We start from the raw sequence: 16,710 nt of genomic DNA, 5'->3' as shown, positions 1-16,710 counted from the left end.
TCTTAACCTGACCAAAAACTAAAGCATTATGCTCAATTTAGTTAAATGACCCCAATGAATATTTGGTGTGTCAATTATTTAAACCAACCCTTGCGCCAAAAATAAATAACCTGTGCTACAGCAATAACACCCATCACAATCCATGTCCACACGTAACCATGCGGACTATAAAGCTCGGGCATATTAGCAGGCATTACCTTTCCTGTCACTGGATCTTCCCGACTGAAGTTCATTCCATAAATACCCGCAATGAAGGTTAAAGGAATAAATATTGATGATATTATCGTCAGTACCTTCATAATCTCATTCATCCTGTTGCTGATAATGGAGAGATTCATATCAATATTAGCAGAAGCAATTTCCTTTAACGATTCGATAAAATCGATGATTTGAATGCAATGATCATAGGCATCTTTCATATAGGTTTTCGCTAATTCAGATATTAACGGACTATCAGTACGAATGATGTCACTCAGTTTATCGCGTTCTGGCCAGGCTACTTTTCTAATCGTAATTAATGATCTTTTTATGGCCTGTGTATCATACATGATCCTTTTATCGGGATGATCGTAAAGCCTGTCTTCAATCGCATCCAATTCCTCTCCCCAAAAATTCAATAGGGTAAAATAATTGTCAACAATCACATCCATGATCGCATACATCAAATAGCTGCTTCCGCCAATGCGAATGTTACCTTTTCCTACTTCCAAACGTTTTCTTACTGGTTCAAAACAATCTGCATAGGTTTCCTGAAAAGTAATGAGTGTACGTTCTGATAAGATAAATGATACCTGATCATTATTTAAAACATCTTCATCATTTAAATAAAGATGTCTGCTTACGGCAAAAATATACTTATCATTATCGTATTCATCGAGCTTTGGGCGTTGATAAGTACTGGTAATATCTTCTAAAACCAATCGACTGATATCCAGTTTATTATAAAGCGTTTCAAATATATTTGGATCAGCTAAGCCCTTGATGTCAAACCAATAACAAAAATCCTTACTTTGAATTAGTTTATCAATGTTATTGATATTCTTTAATTCCTCTTTTTTATATGATTTTTCATTGTAGGTGTGCAGAATAATGACTGGTTTCAAAGCCTCCTCATCGATGGTATATAAGCCAGGACTTGTACCAGGTTCAGGAACTTTATAGTGCTTATGACGATTACGAGGCTTGTTTTTTTTCATTCGTATAAATTTGTTTTAAAAGGTAATGAAGCTGTCATGTTTCATTCATTCCACTGTGTCATTTTGAAAATCATGACGGTTTCATATTACTTATAAATATAATCTGGCTTGCGGACCCTGATTAAACAATAAATCCACAATACTCAAGTTAGGCAAAAACTGATGCCTGTCTTCAAAAACCTGATAATATGGTTTATTGTTTACAATATCATCAGTTTTTTTCGGATTCATCATACCTCGAAAGTCCAGTTCAGGTACGATTTCATCCTCATAAGATGTTGTTGTATTTAGAGTGACGCTTAACTTAAGTTTTTTGTTAAGCCACTCCATAAGCTCCAGATTGTAATCAAATAAAAATTCAAATTTTTCTTTATAAAAACGAGATAATTCATCTTCATAATACTCAAAATAAGCTGAACTGCGATAGCAGGTTTCTAAACTTAACCAGTGTAAACGTTGCCAGTTAAAATCATAGCTAATCCGTACATCTTTCATTTTAGTATGTGTTTTTGAACCTTTAACCAAGGGCACTGTTAAATCTAATTTTCCATTTGGAGAATAAATGCTGGCTCTGTTACGGTAAGTTTGCTTAGCTAAATGTTCATGTTTTTCAATTAAAAAATCCTGACCAACACGTTGTAGTAAACTAAAATAACCAACTGGAGGAAGATAAAATAATGGAAGTATAGCTGTATTCTGCATTTGAAAATTTATGTTTGTAGCTGAAACGAATAAAAATAATGATTAAAAGAGGGATTGCGCACCTTAGCGTATTTTTTTTATACTTATTGTCGCTATTGCCCCTGCCCCTTTTGTTTTTTTTTGCAAGATTACTATATTATCTTCTGTATTACATAATCGGTTACCGAAAAAAAGTTGTTCGGCAGAATTTAATTCATTCATTTCCAGAAAAATCAATTGATCAGATTATCAGTATTGAACGGAAATTCTTCCAATATTTAGCTGAATTGATTTTTGAAATCATTAAAATGACAACCATTTCTAAAAAGGAAACTTTAAAAAGAGTGAAGTTTACCGGATTGGAACAAATTGAAAAGCATTTTGAAGCAGGCGAAAGTGTACTGGCTTGTACAGGGCATTATGGGAATTGGGAATTGGGTACTTTAGCTTTAGGTTTAAGCATTTCCGCTAAAACAATGGTTATCTATAAACCCATTAGCAATAAAATTTTCGAATCGTGGTTTGATGCTTTCAGAACCAAATATGGCAATATTTTTATTGCCATGCGGCAGACTTTAAGAGGGATGGCAACCTATAAAAATGAACCTACGTTATTGTGTTTTGCCAGTGATCAGGCACCTACACGTGAAGAAACAAAGTATTTTGTTGATTTTCTGCATCAGCCAACCGCCGCACTTTTGGGAGTAGAAAAAATTGCAAAATCCACAAATCGCCCAATTTATTATTTCAAGGTAAGGGTGGTTAAAAAAGGTTATTATCATGTTGATGTTTTGCCAATGTGTTTTAATCCATCAACCATGAATGAATTTGAAATTACTAATTTACACTTTAAATTTTTAGAAGATATTATTAAGGAACAGCCGCAATACTGGCTTTGGAGCCACAAACGCTGGAAATTTAAACCCGAATAACAAGAATGAATCCCTCAGTAGCTGTTGTAATTTTAAACTGGAATGGTAGTGCATTTCTGAAACAATTTTTACCAGGAATATTACTTTCTGAATATGATAACCTGCAAATAATTGTTGGCGATAATGCTTCGACTGATGATTCTGTGGAGTTTTTGCAAGCAAATTTCCCTACCGTTAAAATAATTAAAAACGAATTAAATTACGGTTTTGCAGGTGGTTACAACAAAGTTTTAGAACAGGTTGAAGCTGATTATTTTGTGCTGTTAAATTCTGATGTTGAGGTAACACCGAATTGGATCAAACCAATAATTGATTTAATGGAAAGCGATGCACTGATTGCTGCGGCTCAGCCTAAAATTAAATGGCAACTTAATAAAAATCAATTTGAGTACGCTGGTGCAGCGGGTGGTTATCTTGATATTTATGCCTATCCTTTTTGCCGTGGTAGGTTATTTAATGTTTATGAAGATGACAAGGGCCAATACGATGAGCAAAAAGAAATTTTCTGGGCCAGCGGTGCGGCATTCTTCATTAAAAGTAAGTATTGGAAAGAAACAGGTGGTTTAGATGCCGATCTTTTTGCACACATGGAAGAAATCGATTTGTGTTGGCGATTAAAAAATCTGGGCTACAAGATTATGTACTGCCCTAAAGCAGAAGTTTATCATGTTGGTGGAGGAACTTTGCAAACAGAAAATCCCTTTAAAACGTATCTTAACTTCAGAAACAACCTCATCATTATGCAGAAAAATCTTCCTGCAAAAGATGCATTATTTCGAATTTTCATCAGAATGTGGATCGATTTTATAGCCTGGTGGCACTTTCTGTTATCTGGAAAACCAAAATTTACCATGGCTGTGAGTAAAGGACACTGGCACTTTATCAAGTCGATTTTCAAAACCAACAAAAAAAGAACAGCCATTCAAAAACCATATACAAAACACGAAGGTGTTTACCATAAAAGTATTGTCTGGGCATTTTTTATCAAAAAAATAAAATATTTTACACAGTTGAATTAACGGGCAAGCGATTCTTCTATGGCTTTTTTAATCCAATAACCAGTACTGGATGAAGTACCTTCACTGCTAAGCTTCACTTGATTATTTTTATCAATAACAACTGTAGTTGGATAGCTTTTTACATTGTATTTTTTTGATACATCACGGGCATCAGCCACGATGTTGAATTTATAGGGAATTTCTTTCAAAAAATCATTGATTTTGTACTTATCGTTATTACAAACAGCTAAAAGAATTACATCTTTATTGTCTTTATAATCATCGTAAAGATCATTCAATTGCGGAATAAGGGTTTTACAGGAATTGCCATCCGTAAACCAAAAATTAAGTACCAGGGTTTTTCCATCAAGATTTCTCAAGTCAAATTTCTGACCATTCATATCAGTAACTTTTATGCCAGTGAAAACCTGATAAATAACGAATGCTTCGCTTGGTTTTGGCTTTTGAGCCCCTTCAAAATACGCCACTTTCTGTTTTTCATCCAGTTTGGTAATAACATATTCAGGCTTGCCGCTCTCTGTTTTGGTTTTTCTGTCTTTTAAGCCATATTTTCCAGTGGCCATCATTTTTTTCCAAACACTGTAAGGGTAAACCATTCCATCCTCTCCCCGCACTACAGATTGTTCATTCAGAACATTTCGTTTTTGAGGTGTTTCCTGGGCTGTGGCCGAAAGGGAAATAGAAATGAATAAAATGGAGAGCACTTTTTTAATCATGATTTTTACTTTTATGAATTGATTAACAAACTTTCTATGGCTAAACGGTAACCTTTCATACCGAATCCTGTTAATACACCCTGACAGTTTTTACCAGTTAAGGAAACATGGCGGTATTCTTCACGGGCATAAATGTTCGATACATGAACTTCAACTACAGGCGTTTTAATGGCTGCAATTGCATCAGCAATGGCTACAGAAGTATGAGTATAACCACCCGCATTAAGCACAATACCATCATAGCTGAAACCAACCTCATGTAATTTATTGATGATTTCCCCTTCAACGTTACTCTGGAAATAATCGATTTCAATAATTGCATAAAGCGATCTCAGTTCTTTGATATAATCTTCAATGCTTGTACTTCCATAAATCGATGGTTCACGAACACCTAACAAATTTAAATTAGGGCCGTTAATTATTTGTATTTTCATCTGTTTAAATTTATTAATATTCGTCTATTGTTTTCAAGGCTATCAATAGACTCATAAACCTGGCTTATCTTTATTTTTCACGAAGCCATCATTATTTTAATCATTCCTCCTGTGTGGTTGGAAAAATCATGATGATTTCATGATACTTATAACTTTAAATATTGTAACGTTGCAATGTTATAAAAAATCTTAAATAAAACATGCTTTGGCAATCATATATTAAAGGATTTAAAGCTTATTTAAAGCTCGAACGTTCGCTTTCTGATCATTCTGTAGATGCCTATCTCAATGATATCAAAAAACTGATTCAATATTATCAGGCTTTGAATCAGGAACCAGACTTAACCGAAATTAAAGCCGCAGACATAAAATCTTTCATTTCATGGTCCAATGAACTAGGCATGCATGCCAGCACACAAACGAGGGTAATTTCTGGTTTAAAGGCTTTTTTCACTTATTTACTAATTGAGGATATTATTCAAAATGATCCGATGGAATTAGTTGAAGCGCCCAAACTGACCAGAAAGCTGCCAGATATGCTTAATATTTATGAAATCAATGAATTGATCGCCGCTATTGATGCTTCAAAACCTGAAGGTATGCGCAATAAGGCGATTATTGAGGTTTTGTACGGATGCGGATTAAGGGTAAGCGAATTAACAGAATTAAAAATCTCTAATTTATTTCCACAAATTGAATTTATTAAAGTAATTGGTAAAGGAAATAAAGAACGTTTAGTACCAATTGGAGGTGTGGCGCTAAAACTTTTGGATATTTATTTAAATGAAGTAAGGGTTCATGTAAAAATCAAAAAGGGCAATGAAGATTTTATCTTCCTAAACCGTTTTGGCGCCAAGCTTTCAAGGATTTCTATTTTTAATCTTATTAAAAGTCTGGCTATAGCAACAGGTTTGAAGAAAACAATCAGCCCGCACACGTTGAGGCATTCTTTTGCCACACATTTAATTGAAGGCGGGGCCGATTTAAGGGCTGTGCAAGAAATGTTAGGACATTCAAGCATTACCACTACAGAAATTTATACACATATTGATCGGGATTATTTACGGGAAGTAATTACGCAGTTTCATCCGAGGTCTTAAGCCTAATCATTCTGAAACGCAGTTAAGACCTTGAGTACAATTGAAAATAACGTTATTAACGAATAATCTCCAGGCGATGGAACACAAAACTTTAATAATAGAGTACTCTTTTACAAAAATGTCAGCGGTAAACTCAGGTAGAATGCCTGTAGGTCAGGGATTTACTTCGTAGCTGCTTCGCGGTCTTCGTTGCACTCAGAATGACAATCCGTTAGCCACTGTAATTCCCGAACACAGTGAGGACCTGCGAAGCAAGCATAAATACAATTGAAGATAACTTTATTAATGACGTGAGAAAAATGAAGACTACCTTTGTAACTTTAGCTTGGCAGGTTCGCTTTAATCATCCGATCCTTACCTTGCATATCCTGCCTTAACTCAATATTTAGAAATCCTTTTTCTTTTAACATTTGAACCATTTCGTAGCCAAGGTATTCATTAATTTCAAGATAAAGCAGGCCATCAGATTTCAGATTAGTTTTAGCAAAATCGGCAATTGCCTTATAAAAAATAAGCGGATTTTCATTACTTACAAAAAGCGCTAAATGTGGCTCATACATCAATACGTTATCGTGCATCTGTTGCTTTTCTAAATCTCTGATATATGGCGGATTACTTACAATGATATCAAATTTTTCTTTAGCTGAAAAGTTTAGTATATCAGCTTCAATAAAGTTAATACTAATACCAGTATTTGCCGCATTTTCCCTGGCTACAGCAATTGCAGCTCCAGATACATCCAATGTGTAAACTTCAGAAGATGGCAAATATTTCTTCAAAGAAATAGGGATACAACCAGAGCCTGTGCCAATATCCAATATATCAAGTCTTTCCGATGGAGATTTCGAATTGCAGGTTGAAATAATCCAATCTACCAGTTCTTCCGTTTCCGGGCGTGGAATGAGCACGTTTTCATTAACTTTAAAAACAGAACCATAAAAATGTGCTTCTCCTAAAATATGCTGTATCGGTTTTCCAATCAACAAATCATTAAGTATACTGAGCATCTTTTGGAGATGAATAAAATCAGTTGAACTATCGCCCATTACCTTTAACTTCATTGGCGAAAATTGCAACACACGCTCGGCTGCCAGACTGAATAATGCTTTGGCTTCATTCTCATCATAAAGCTGTGCCAACTCTAGTGCGTAATGTTCTTCTAATTCTCCGATTTTCATTGTTGTAAAATTACTTATTTGTAACCATATCAGGTCTGTTTTATGATCTCCATCATTCATTTTTTACTATTTTTGCGCTAATGAGCGATGAATTTTATATAAAACGCTGTTTGGAGTTGGCGTCGCTGGCTATAGGTAACGTAAGCCCCAACCCAATGGTTGGATGCGTTATTGTTCTTAATGGAAAAATTATTGGCGAGGGCTATCATCAGGAATATGGCAAAGCTCATGCGGAGCCGAATGCAGTAAAAGCGGTATTTGATCAATATGGTGATGAAGCACCAAATCTTTTAAAACAAGCCACAGCTTTTGTTAATCTGGAGCCTTGTGCTCATTTTGGTAAAACCCCTCCCTGTGCAGATTTATTTGTAAAACATCAGCTAAGGAAAGTTGTGATTGGCAACCGTGATCCGTTTTCTGGTGTAGATGGTAAAGGAATTGAAAAACTAAAAAATGCAGGGATTGAGGTAATCAGCGGTGTTCTTGATGATGAATGCAAGTATTTCAATCGCAGGTTTTTTACCAGAATACAACAGCAACGCCCTTATATCATTCTTAAGTGGGCTGAAACAGCTAATGGCTATTTTGCGACTAAAGACGGGCATCAAAAATGGATTAGCGGAGCATTAGCAAAAAGACTGGCACACCAATGGCGAACAGAAGAGGATGCCATTCTAATAGGCAAACAAACTGCAATAATGGATAATCCGCAGTTGACTGCAAGAGATTGGCCGGGAAAAAATCCGGTTAGATTGGTAATAGACAAGAATCTTCAAATCCCCGCAAGCAACCATATCTATAACAATGAAGCCAAAACCATCATTTTTAATGAGATTAAAACCGATGTGACAGATAACATTCATTATATCCAAATGGAAGATATGCACTTCTATTTGGCTCAGAAAATAGCATTTCAGCTCTATTTAATGGATGTACAGTCTGTAATAATTGAAGGCGGCGCTAACATTTTAAGGCAATTTTTAGATACCAATCTTTGGGATGAAGCCCGTATTTTCAGTTCTTCCGGGAGTTGGGATGAAGGTATTCCATCGCCTGTAATCAATGGGAAGCTACAGGAGCAAATCCAGATCGGTCATGACAAACTATCCATTTATATAAATCCATGTCGTTAAATGATATACATTTTACTAAGCATTTGTTGTAGTGTTACAGTTGCGGTTTTATTAAAATTGGGCAAACGTTATCAAATCAGTATTATTCAAGCCGTTACCATAAACTATTTAGCCGCATTAACACTCTGCTTTTTATTTTTCAAACCAGAGGTAAAAGCCCTGAATGCCGGTGCACCCTGGCCTATTTACATCGCCTTGGCTGTCTTGTTGCCATCAATATTTTTGTTTCTGGCAGCATCAATAAAAAATCTGGGTATCGTTAAAACAGATATTGCACAGCGCTTATCGTTATTTATTCCAATTTTAGCTGCATATTTTATTTTTAACGAAAACTTCAATTCCCTAAAAATTATCGGTTTACTAATTGGTTTTCCAGCTATATTCTTAACTTTTCTCCGCAAATCAAATCAATTAAAAAATGAAAAAGGAAATTGGATTTATCCGGTAATGGTTTTTATAGGTTTTGGCGTGATAGATGTACTTTTCAAACAAATAGCTTTATATAAAACATTGCCTTATACCACTTCCCTCTTTACTGTTTTTTGTTTGGCATTTCTGGTTTCATTGGTTATTGTGGCTTTTATGGTTATTACGGGCAAAACTAAAATTCAACTGGTAAACCTTGCTTGTGGATTGATTTTGGGAATATTTAATTTCGGGAATATTTTATTTTACATGAAAGCGCACAAAGCACTGGCAGAAAACCCATCAACTGTTTTCGCGGCTATGAATTTAGGCGTAATCATAGTTGGAAGTTTGATCGGCATTATTGCATTTAAAGAAAAACTAACCAGGTTAAATTACGCCGGGATTATTTTAGCACTTGCTGCTGTTATTTTTATTACCCTGTCGCAAAATGTTGTTCGATGATTCTTATCAAACCATAGAAAATACCTCAGAAGGTATATTTCGGGATAAAGGAAGTAAATTTATCGCTTATGCCTACCCCATTCGTAAAGAGGAAGAGGTAAAGCCAATTATTGCTAACTTAAGGGCAGAACATGCTAAAGCCAGACATTTTTGCTATGCTTATCGTTTAACGCCAGACCGTTCTGTTTTCAGGATTAATGATGATGGTGAACCTTCAGGAACAGCAGGAAGGCCTATCCTTAATTGTCTTTTATCTGCCGATATTACCAATGTATTAATTGTGGTTGTTCGCTATTTTGGCGGAACTTTACTAGGTGTTCCAGGCTTAATCAATGCTTATAAAAATGCCAGTTTAGAAGCAATTGCTACATCATCCATTATTACAAAAACTGTAAATGATTTGTATGAAGTTCATTTTGAATATCTGCAAATGAATGATGTGATGAAATTGATAAAAGAGGAAAGTTTACTGATCTTGAATCAACAATTTGATATCAAATGTGTATTAAAATTTGAAATTAGAAAAGCGCAATTGAACCAGGTTTTAAGTAAGTTTGATAAAATTGAAGGCATTAAGCTTAAATACTTGCAAACAACATAGGCAACGCATTTTTGTAAGACCATCTAACCAAATAAGATAATATTAAAAACATGAAGATATCAGAAAGCGACCTCATCATCAATCCCGATGGAAGTATATATCATTTAAACATTTTGCCAGAAGATGTTGCCGATACCATAATCACAGTTGGTGATCCTGATCGTGTGAGCGGGGTAAGCAAATATTTTGATCGTATTGAGCTTAAAAAAGGCAAAAGAGAGTTTATCACGCATACGGGTTATGTAGGTAAAAAACGTGTAACGGTGCTTTCTACAGGCATTGGTACTGATAATATAGATATCGTTTTCAATGAATTGGACGCCCTGGTTAACATAGATTTTGAAACCCGCGAAATAAAAAAAGATCTTACTTCATTAAATATTATTCGCATAGGTACTTCAGGAGCTGTTCAACCAGATATACCGATGGGAACTATTTTAGCATCGGGTTATGGTTTGGGCATGGATGCTTTGATGAATTATTATATTCATGAACTATCTGGAGATGAAAGAAGTTTAATGGATGATATAAAAGCTCACTTCGGGCATCTTAAACACATTAATCCATACTTAACTGCGGCAGACGAAATGTTATTAAATACCATAGGAAAAAATTTGCCGACAGGGATTACCATAACAGCGCCAGGTTTTTATGCACCACAAGGCAGAATTGTTCGTGCAAAGAATGCTGTTCCCGATTTTATTGGTCTTATAAATAGCTTTAACAGCGGGCAACATCGTATTACCAATTTAGAAATGGAAACTGCCGGTATTTATGCATTGGCAAAAGTATTGGACCATAAAGCGCTTTCTATCAATGCAATACTGGCGAGCAGAGTGAATTTTGAATTTAGCAATGAACCTAATAAAATTGTAGAACAGGCTATAAAGCTGGTTTTGGAACGGATTAGTGCTTAAAAGTCTTGTCTAAATTTTTATCAAGTCTTGATTTTTAGATGATTGGGTATTTTAAAGCGTTTTTCAATGGAACGAAAGCTTTAAGATTATCTTCGATGAGCACTTGCGGTTCCCACCCAATGTCAGTTAAGACAACAGCTGTCATTCTGAGGCATGAAGAATCTCCAGGCGATGAACACAAACTTTAATACAGCATTGCGCCTCTTAAAAAACAAAGTCAGCAGTAAACAAAGTGCAACACCTGTAGGCTATAGATTTACTTCGTAGCTGCTTCGCGGTCTTCGTTGCACTCAGAATGACAAAATTCGAATCTACCTGTCCTTCTGAACGCAGTGTTTGCTGCACACGGTAGGTTATTCATAGAATAACAGGCTGTCTTTTTTGACAATCGCTATTAAATTAACAGCTTAAACGCTGGGAATCGTCTCTTTTACCAGTTCATTTCCTTCGGGATCTAAATAAGTACAAGTCATTTCTTCTAAATCGACAACCCATTTTTCCACTCCGGCATCTGCAGCTTGTTTGCAAAAAGTAAAGTAATCTGTTTCACCCTGCTGATGAATTTTTAAAGCGTGTTTCAACTTCTCTGATGAAGATTCTTCGTTAATGATTACCGCTGGATATTCTGCAGGACTGGCTTGCTGGGCATTATCTTCATCATCAAAATAAATGGATAAACCGTTAGAAACATAAACATCATTTCTAATCACCCCCATTTCTTTAATTTCTTTAATAAACTGAGGAAAATCAGCGCCAGTTTTAATTTTTGATTCCGCTGCCTGAATATTTTCGATGGTAAACATAATTTATTTGTTTAACGATATTTTATAAATGGTTGTTTGCGTGTACAAATCATCTGGTTGCAATACAGTGCTCGGAAATTCAGGGATATTTATACCGTTGGGATGATGCTGTGTTTCAACACAAAAGGCATCGTAACCTACATAGTCTTTTCCACCCTTTCCGTTTTTTACATCCAAATATTTGGAAGTGTATAAATGTGCAACAGGTTCCGTTGTATAAACACTTAAAGTTAAACCACTATCCTCCTCTATTGTTTTAGTTGCCAGTGATAAATCGCCATAAATCTTATCCAAAACAAAGGTTTGATCATAGCCTTCATCTGGGTCCCAATCCTTTCCAATTTCTTTCAGTTCAGTAAAATCAAGCGGTGTACCGGCAACGGGAATTAATTTACCTGTAACCGAATAGTTGTCATCCTGCTCCAAATAATTGGAAGCAAAAATCTGCTGTTTATGTTTGCCTATGTTTCCTCCGTTTGGAGATAAGTTAAAATAACCATGATGGGTTAAGTTAATTGCGGTGGCTTTATCGGTTTCAGCTTCATAACTCAATATCAGTTCATCGTTTTCAGTGAGTTCAAAAGTTAAAGCAACCACCAGGTTTCCAGGAAAATTTTCTTCTCCATCTTCACTTTCATATTCTAAAGTAACCGATGGCTGTTCTCCTTCGTTGATTTCCACTATATCCCAAACTTTTCTATCAAAACCAACAGTTCCCCCATGTAATGTATCAGTACTGGCATTTTGAGCCAATTGATAAGTTTCCCCATCTAGGATAAAGCGACCATTTTTAATCCTGTTGGCATAACGGCCGATAACTGCTCCTAAATACGGGTAGTCTTTCAAATACCCAGGATCGAGATATTGTTCAAAAGTATCAAAGCCAAGTACAATATCCTGCATTTCTCCTCTGGCATTTTCAACAATGAATTTGTTAATGATTGCACCGTAATTAAAAATTTTAACGTAAGTGCCTTTGTTATTGGTTAATTCGATTGCGATAACTTCTTCGCCATCAATAAATTTTCCGGTTGATGTTTGCTGAACGCTCATAAATTGTAACTTAGGATTTTTGTTTCCTAAACAAACATAGCATTATTAGTTGCTTTTTATAAATATTTTTAGCCAAATGAAGATTAAACTTGAGGAAAAATTTGCCGAACAATACCACAGAAATCCTGATGCAATTTATTTTACACCTGGTCGTGTTAATCTCATTGGCGAACATATAGATTATAATGGTGGTTTGGTTATGCCGTGCGCCATCACATTGGGAACCTGGGTTGCAATTGCGGCTAACAACGATCAAAAATTCAGATTTAAAAGCCTGAACTTTGATGTTCAAACTGAGGTCGACAGCAATAAGATACATCCAAAAGATAATGGCTTATGGACCAATTATCCAATTGGCATAATCAATGAATTTATTAGGGGTGGTAAAGAAATCGGCGGATTTGATTTTCTTTTTTATGGTAATATTCCCATTGGATCGGGGCTTTCCTCTTCTGCATCAATTGAAATAGCAACTGCTTTTGCATTAAATGATCATTTGAATTTAGGTTATGATCGACTTGAACTTGTTAAAATAGCTAAACAGGTTGAAAATGATTTCATTGGCTTAAACTCTGGCATTATGGATCAATTTGCCGTTGCTTTTGGTGAAAAAGGTAAAGCAATTGTTCTGGATTGTGAAACACTGAAATATAAAACGGTGAATGTTGATTTAGGTAAGTATGTTTTAGCCATTATTAACACCAATAAACCACGTGAACTTGCCGATTCTCAATACAATAAACGTGTTGAAGAATGCCAAAAGGCCTTAAACCTGTTAAATACAGAGATTACACTGCATAACCTTTGCGAATTAAATGCGGAAAAATTTGCATTACACAGCCACCTAATCACAGATGAAACAATTCTTAATCGGGCAACCCATGTAGTTAAAGAAAATGATCGGGTACATCTAGCTGCTAAAGCTTTAAATAATGGGAATTTAGAAGAATTCGGCCGTTTGATGTACGCTTCACACAAATCACTGAGAGAACTTTACGAAGTAAGTGGCAAAGAATTGGATGCAGTGGTGGATTTTTGTTCAGAATACGAGCATGTAATAGGCGCTCGTATGACAGGTGCCGGCTTTGGCGGTTGTGCCATTGCTTTACTGGAAAAAGGCTTTGAAGAAAATTTTGCAAAACATTTAACAGATTATTATACTGGAAAAATTGGTTATCCGGCAGCAATTTATATCAGTGAAATCAGCAATGGACCAATCAAACTCTAAAAATATTAAGCGGCCATTATATCGCCGCCGATTATTTTTATATGTTTAAAATCTGCAAATTTGCAGACAAACAAATGAGAAAATTAAAATTAGACGAACTGAATCGTCCCGATATTGAAGCGTTTAAAGCACAGGAAAAATTACCTGTTGTAGTGGTTTTAGATAATGTTCGCAGCATGCATAATGTTGGTTCGGTTTTCCGCACTGCCGATGGATTTGCTTTAGAAAAAGTAATTTTGTGTGGAATTACCGCACAGCCACCCCATCGTGAAATTGAGAAAACAGCTTTAGGTGCTACCCAATCAGTTGATTGGATTCATTATACCGATACCCTTCAGGCAATTGATGCTTTGCGGCATTCAGGTTATGAAATTGTAGCTATCGAACAAGCAGTGAATAGTAAAATGTTAAACACCTTCCAGCCAGATCCTACTAAAAAATATGCATTAATATTTGGAAATGAAGTAGATGGAGTTAGCGATGAAGTGATGGCTAAGATTGATGAATGTATTGAGATTCCTCAATTTGGAACCAAACACTCTTTTAACATTGTAATTTCTGCAGGTATTGTTTTTTGGGATTTCTTCGCTAAATTGAAGCTTTAAATTATTGGTAATGGAAAATTTGCTTCTCAAAAAACTTCAAATAAAACCAAACCATCGGGTTAAAGTGGTTGATGCACCAGAAAGTGCTGCTGCTATATTTGGAGAAATTCCTGCCAACGTATCTTTTCAATATGGCGAAGCATCAAACTTCGATGTATTGATCACTTTTACAACTGATAAAAAGCAACTCAACCATCAAATAGAAAGCAATTTAAAAAGTATTCATGCTAAAACTGTTTTTTGGGTTTTCTATCCAAAAAAGTCATCAAAAATCAAATCTGATTTAGATTTAATGAAAACCTGGCAGGAATTAGCTGATTATGGCCTGGCACCCTGTGCATCTGCAGCTGTAAATGAAACCTGGACAGGTTTACGTTTAAAGCCGGAGAGCTCAATAAAGCCTTCCGGGATGCGAAATGACCATATTAAAACCAATGAATATGGCGATTATATTAATCCTCAAACAAAAACAGTGAAAATTCCTGAGGATTTGAAATCGCTTTTAATCCAACATCCATCAGCTCTGGATTATTACAACAGCTTAGCGTATAGTCATCGAAAAGAGTATGTGCTTTGGATTTTATCAGCGAAACAGGAAAAAACCAGGCTATCCAGAATTGAAAAAATGCTTGAAATGTTATTAAATGGGAAGAAAAATCCATCTGATAAAAGCTGATAATTTAATGAAAATCTAATTTCTGTACAAAATAGTATACAGATTTCACAAAATTTATAGGTATTAAGTAACTTTTTTGTGAAATAAATTTATACACTTAATCTTCTGATTCATTGCTAATTGAAGGTAAATTACTTCTTTTGGCAAGGTTTTTTCATGGGGTGTAGCAAAACAGTATCAAAGTATTGCTGTTAAGAGACTATCATTTACAAAAATTGAAAAACATGAATTCGAGAATTACAAAATCAACAATGTTGATTGCATTATTAGGTTTATCATCACAATTAATTGCACAAGAAACACCAACATCGGTTGGTCGTTTTTCTCCTACCCAGTTCCGTACCTGGTCTGTAGGTGTACATGGAGGAGTTTTAAGTCCAAATACCATCTTTAATGGAAAAGATCGCGATTTTCAAACCGCTAAAGAAAATATCGGTTATGGCGGTTACATCAAAAAACAGATTTTCCCGGCATTGGGTATCCAGGCAGATTTCTTGGCTGGTAAAGTTGAAGGTTTAAGAGGCATTTCAGGTATAGATGCTAATGGAAATTACACTTATGCAAATGGATCTGAGTTTAAAACAAACATCCAATGGTCTGGTGCTTTATCTGCGGTATGGAATGTAGCTAACATCAGCATCAATAAAACCGATGGTGTTTTAATTCCTTACTTAAAAGGTGGTGCGGGTTATATGTCATCTGGAGCAACTACAACAGGTACTCCTGCGGCTTTAACAGATCAGGGTCATTACAGAGAAGGTTGGTTTATTCCGGTTGGTGCAGGTTTCAAAATTGCTGTTGCCAAAGGAATTAACGTGGATTTAGGTTATGATGTAAACTTTGTTAAATCAGACAAGTTTGATGGTTATAACATTGGTGGCTACGATAGATTCTCTTACGGACATGCTGGTTTAGAGTTCGCCCTCGGAGATAAATCAAAACCTCAATTACAAAACTACAGTTCATTGGCTAATCTGAACAAACAAACAGCTGAAGAAAGTTCAGAGTTAAGAAGAGCATTATCTACTGCGGAACAAAATGCAGCAAGAGATAGAGAACAATATGCCAAAGATATGGGAGATGATGATGGTGATGGTGTAGCTAATAAGTTTGATAAATGTCCAGGTACTCCATCTGGTACTGTTGTAGATGGTTCAGGTTGCCCAATTAAAGTTCAACGTGAAATTGTTAAAGAAACAAGAGTAATCACTGAAGCTGACCGTAAAGTAGTTAAAGATGCGATTTCTAACCTGGAGTTCGATTTGGGTAAATCAACCATCAGACCTAAATCTTATTCAACTTTAGATAGAGTAGCTGGTTTGTTAGTTGAGAAAAACTTTAGTTTGAAATTAGCCGGACATACAGATAACACTGGCGGCAGAGAATTAAATTTACGTTTATCTAAAGACAGAGCAGAATCAGTTAAAGCTTATTTAGTTTCTCAAGGTGCAAACGCATCAAGAATTGAAGCTACAGGTTACGGACCTGACCAACCAATTGCAACAAATAGCACTGCAGCTGGTCGCCAGGAAAACCGTCGTGTAGAATTTACATTATACTAATCAATA

General features: G+C 35.6%; 18 protein-coding genes. 11 read left to right on the top strand and 7 right to left on the bottom strand.

Going from position 1 to position 16,710, the window contains the following annotated elements:
* Positions 1–74: 74 nt before the first annotated feature.
* Positions 75–1,196: a magnesium/cobalt transporter CorA gene (gene corA / locus DU508_RS01520; RefSeq protein ID WP_199562628.1), complete on the bottom strand. Its 1,122-nt coding sequence runs from the start codon at positions 1,194–1,196 to the stop codon at positions 75–77.
* 90 nt (positions 1,197–1,286) lie between these two features.
* Entirely contained in the window at positions 1,287–1,898 is a 612-nt protein-coding gene (locus tag DU508_RS01515) for a WbqC family protein (protein WP_115401089.1), read from the bottom strand.
* 38 nt (positions 1,899–1,936) lie between these two features.
* Between DU508_RS01515 and DU508_RS01510 the strand changes: the two genes are divergently transcribed.
* The gene (locus tag DU508_RS01510) at positions 1,937–2,809 is read left to right on the top strand and encodes a lysophospholipid acyltransferase family protein (RefSeq protein ID WP_115401088.1); all 873 of its coding nucleotides are present in this window, start codon (positions 1,937–1,939) and stop codon (positions 2,807–2,809) included.
* Between the two features lie 5 nt (positions 2,810–2,814).
* Positions 2,815–3,828, top strand: a complete 1,014-nt coding sequence (locus tag DU508_RS01505) for a glycosyltransferase family 2 protein (RefSeq protein ID WP_115401087.1) — start codon at positions 2,815–2,817, stop codon at positions 3,826–3,828.
* On the opposite strand, the gene DU508_RS01500 is transcribed toward DU508_RS01505, so the two are convergent.
* Both DU508_RS01500 and aroQ read right to left on the bottom strand, forming a co-directional pair.
* Positions 3,825–4,544, bottom strand: coding sequence for a peroxiredoxin family protein (locus DU508_RS01500; RefSeq protein ID WP_115401086.1), 720 nt, complete (start codon positions 4,542–4,544; stop codon positions 3,825–3,827). The two genes, DU508_RS01505 and DU508_RS01500, sit on opposite strands and share 4 nt — an antisense overlap.
* A gap of 11 nt (positions 4,545–4,555) precedes the next feature.
* The gene (gene aroQ / locus DU508_RS01495) at positions 4,556–4,978 is read right to left on the bottom strand and encodes a type II 3-dehydroquinate dehydratase (protein WP_115401085.1); all 423 of its coding nucleotides are present in this window, start codon (positions 4,976–4,978) and stop codon (positions 4,556–4,558) included.
* Between the two features lie 200 nt (positions 4,979–5,178).
* Here aroQ and xerD point away from each other — a divergent pair, with 200 nt between their 5' ends.
* On the top strand, positions 5,179–6,078 hold the full coding sequence (gene xerD, locus DU508_RS01490; protein ID WP_115401084.1) for a site-specific tyrosine recombinase XerD: 900 nt from the start codon (positions 5,179–5,181) through the stop codon (positions 6,076–6,078).
* Between the two features lie 320 nt (positions 6,079–6,398).
* On the opposite strand, the gene prmC is transcribed toward xerD, so the two are convergent.
* Positions 6,399–7,316: a peptide chain release factor N(5)-glutamine methyltransferase gene (gene prmC, locus DU508_RS01485; RefSeq protein WP_233509374.1), complete on the bottom strand. Its 918-nt coding sequence runs from the start codon at positions 7,314–7,316 to the stop codon at positions 6,399–6,401.
* Positions 7,317–7,336: 20 nt separating this feature from the next.
* On the opposite strand from prmC, the gene ribD reads away from it, so the two are divergent.
* Genes ribD through DU508_RS01465 form a run of 4 tightly spaced genes read left to right on the top strand, consistent with a single transcriptional unit; the run spans position 7,337 to position 10,777 of the window.
* Positions 7,337–8,389, top strand: coding sequence for a bifunctional diaminohydroxyphosphoribosylaminopyrimidine deaminase/5-amino-6-(5-phosphoribosylamino)uracil reductase RibD (gene ribD, locus DU508_RS01480; RefSeq protein ID WP_115401083.1), 1,053 nt, complete (start codon positions 7,337–7,339; stop codon positions 8,387–8,389).
* Positions 8,390–9,259 (top strand): DMT family transporter, encoded by an 870-nt coding sequence (locus tag DU508_RS01475; protein WP_115401082.1) that lies wholly within the window; start codon positions 8,390–8,392, stop codon positions 9,257–9,259.
* A complete protein-coding gene (locus DU508_RS01470) occupies positions 9,246–9,860 on the top strand; it encodes an IMPACT family protein (RefSeq protein WP_115401081.1) in 615 nt (204 codons plus the stop codon). The genes DU508_RS01475 and DU508_RS01470 overlap by 14 nt, the downstream gene beginning before the upstream one ends.
* Positions 9,861–9,910: 50 nt before the next feature.
* On the top strand, positions 9,911–10,777 hold the full coding sequence (locus DU508_RS01465; protein ID WP_115401080.1) for a nucleoside phosphorylase: 867 nt from the start codon (positions 9,911–9,913) through the stop codon (positions 10,775–10,777).
* Positions 10,778–11,184: 407 nt separating this feature from the next.
* Here the strand turns inward: DU508_RS01465 and DU508_RS01460 are convergent, their stop codons facing one another.
* Together DU508_RS01460 and DU508_RS01455 are read right to left on the bottom strand one after the other, a co-directional pair.
* A complete protein-coding gene (locus DU508_RS01460) occupies positions 11,185–11,580 on the bottom strand; it encodes a DUF1398 domain-containing protein (protein ID WP_115401079.1) in 396 nt (131 codons plus the stop codon).
* Between the two features lie 3 nt (positions 11,581–11,583).
* Complete coding sequence (locus DU508_RS01455; protein WP_115401078.1) at positions 11,584–12,633, bottom strand: aldose epimerase family protein; 1,050 nt, start codon at positions 12,631–12,633, stop codon at positions 11,584–11,586.
* A 76-nt stretch (positions 12,634–12,709) separates the two neighbouring features.
* Between DU508_RS01455 and DU508_RS01450 the strand changes: the two genes are divergently transcribed.
* The 4 genes from DU508_RS01450 to DU508_RS01435 all read left to right on the top strand — a co-directional run bounded on the left by DU508_RS01450 (position 12,710) and on the right by DU508_RS01435 (position 16,704).
* Positions 12,710–13,861 (top strand): galactokinase, encoded by a 1,152-nt coding sequence (locus tag DU508_RS01450; protein ID WP_115401077.1) that lies wholly within the window; start codon positions 12,710–12,712, stop codon positions 13,859–13,861.
* A gap of 74 nt (positions 13,862–13,935) precedes the next feature.
* Entirely contained in the window at positions 13,936–14,466 is a 531-nt protein-coding gene (locus tag DU508_RS01445) for an RNA methyltransferase (protein ID WP_115401779.1), read from the top strand.
* Between the two features lie 10 nt (positions 14,467–14,476).
* Positions 14,477–15,142: a YdeI/OmpD-associated family protein gene (locus DU508_RS01440; protein ID WP_115401076.1), complete on the top strand. Its 666-nt coding sequence runs from the start codon at positions 14,477–14,479 to the stop codon at positions 15,140–15,142.
* Between the two features lie 224 nt (positions 15,143–15,366).
* Entirely contained in the window at positions 15,367–16,704 is a 1,338-nt protein-coding gene (locus DU508_RS01435) for an OmpA family protein (protein ID WP_115401075.1), read from the top strand.
* Positions 16,705–16,710: the final 6 nt, after the last annotated feature.

Source organism: Pedobacter chinensis (genome assembly GCF_003339865.1).
GTDB lineage: Bacteria > Bacteroidota > Bacteroidia > Sphingobacteriales > Sphingobacteriaceae > Pedobacter > Pedobacter chinensis.
This window is presented reverse-complemented; position numbering and strand designations above follow the sequence as displayed.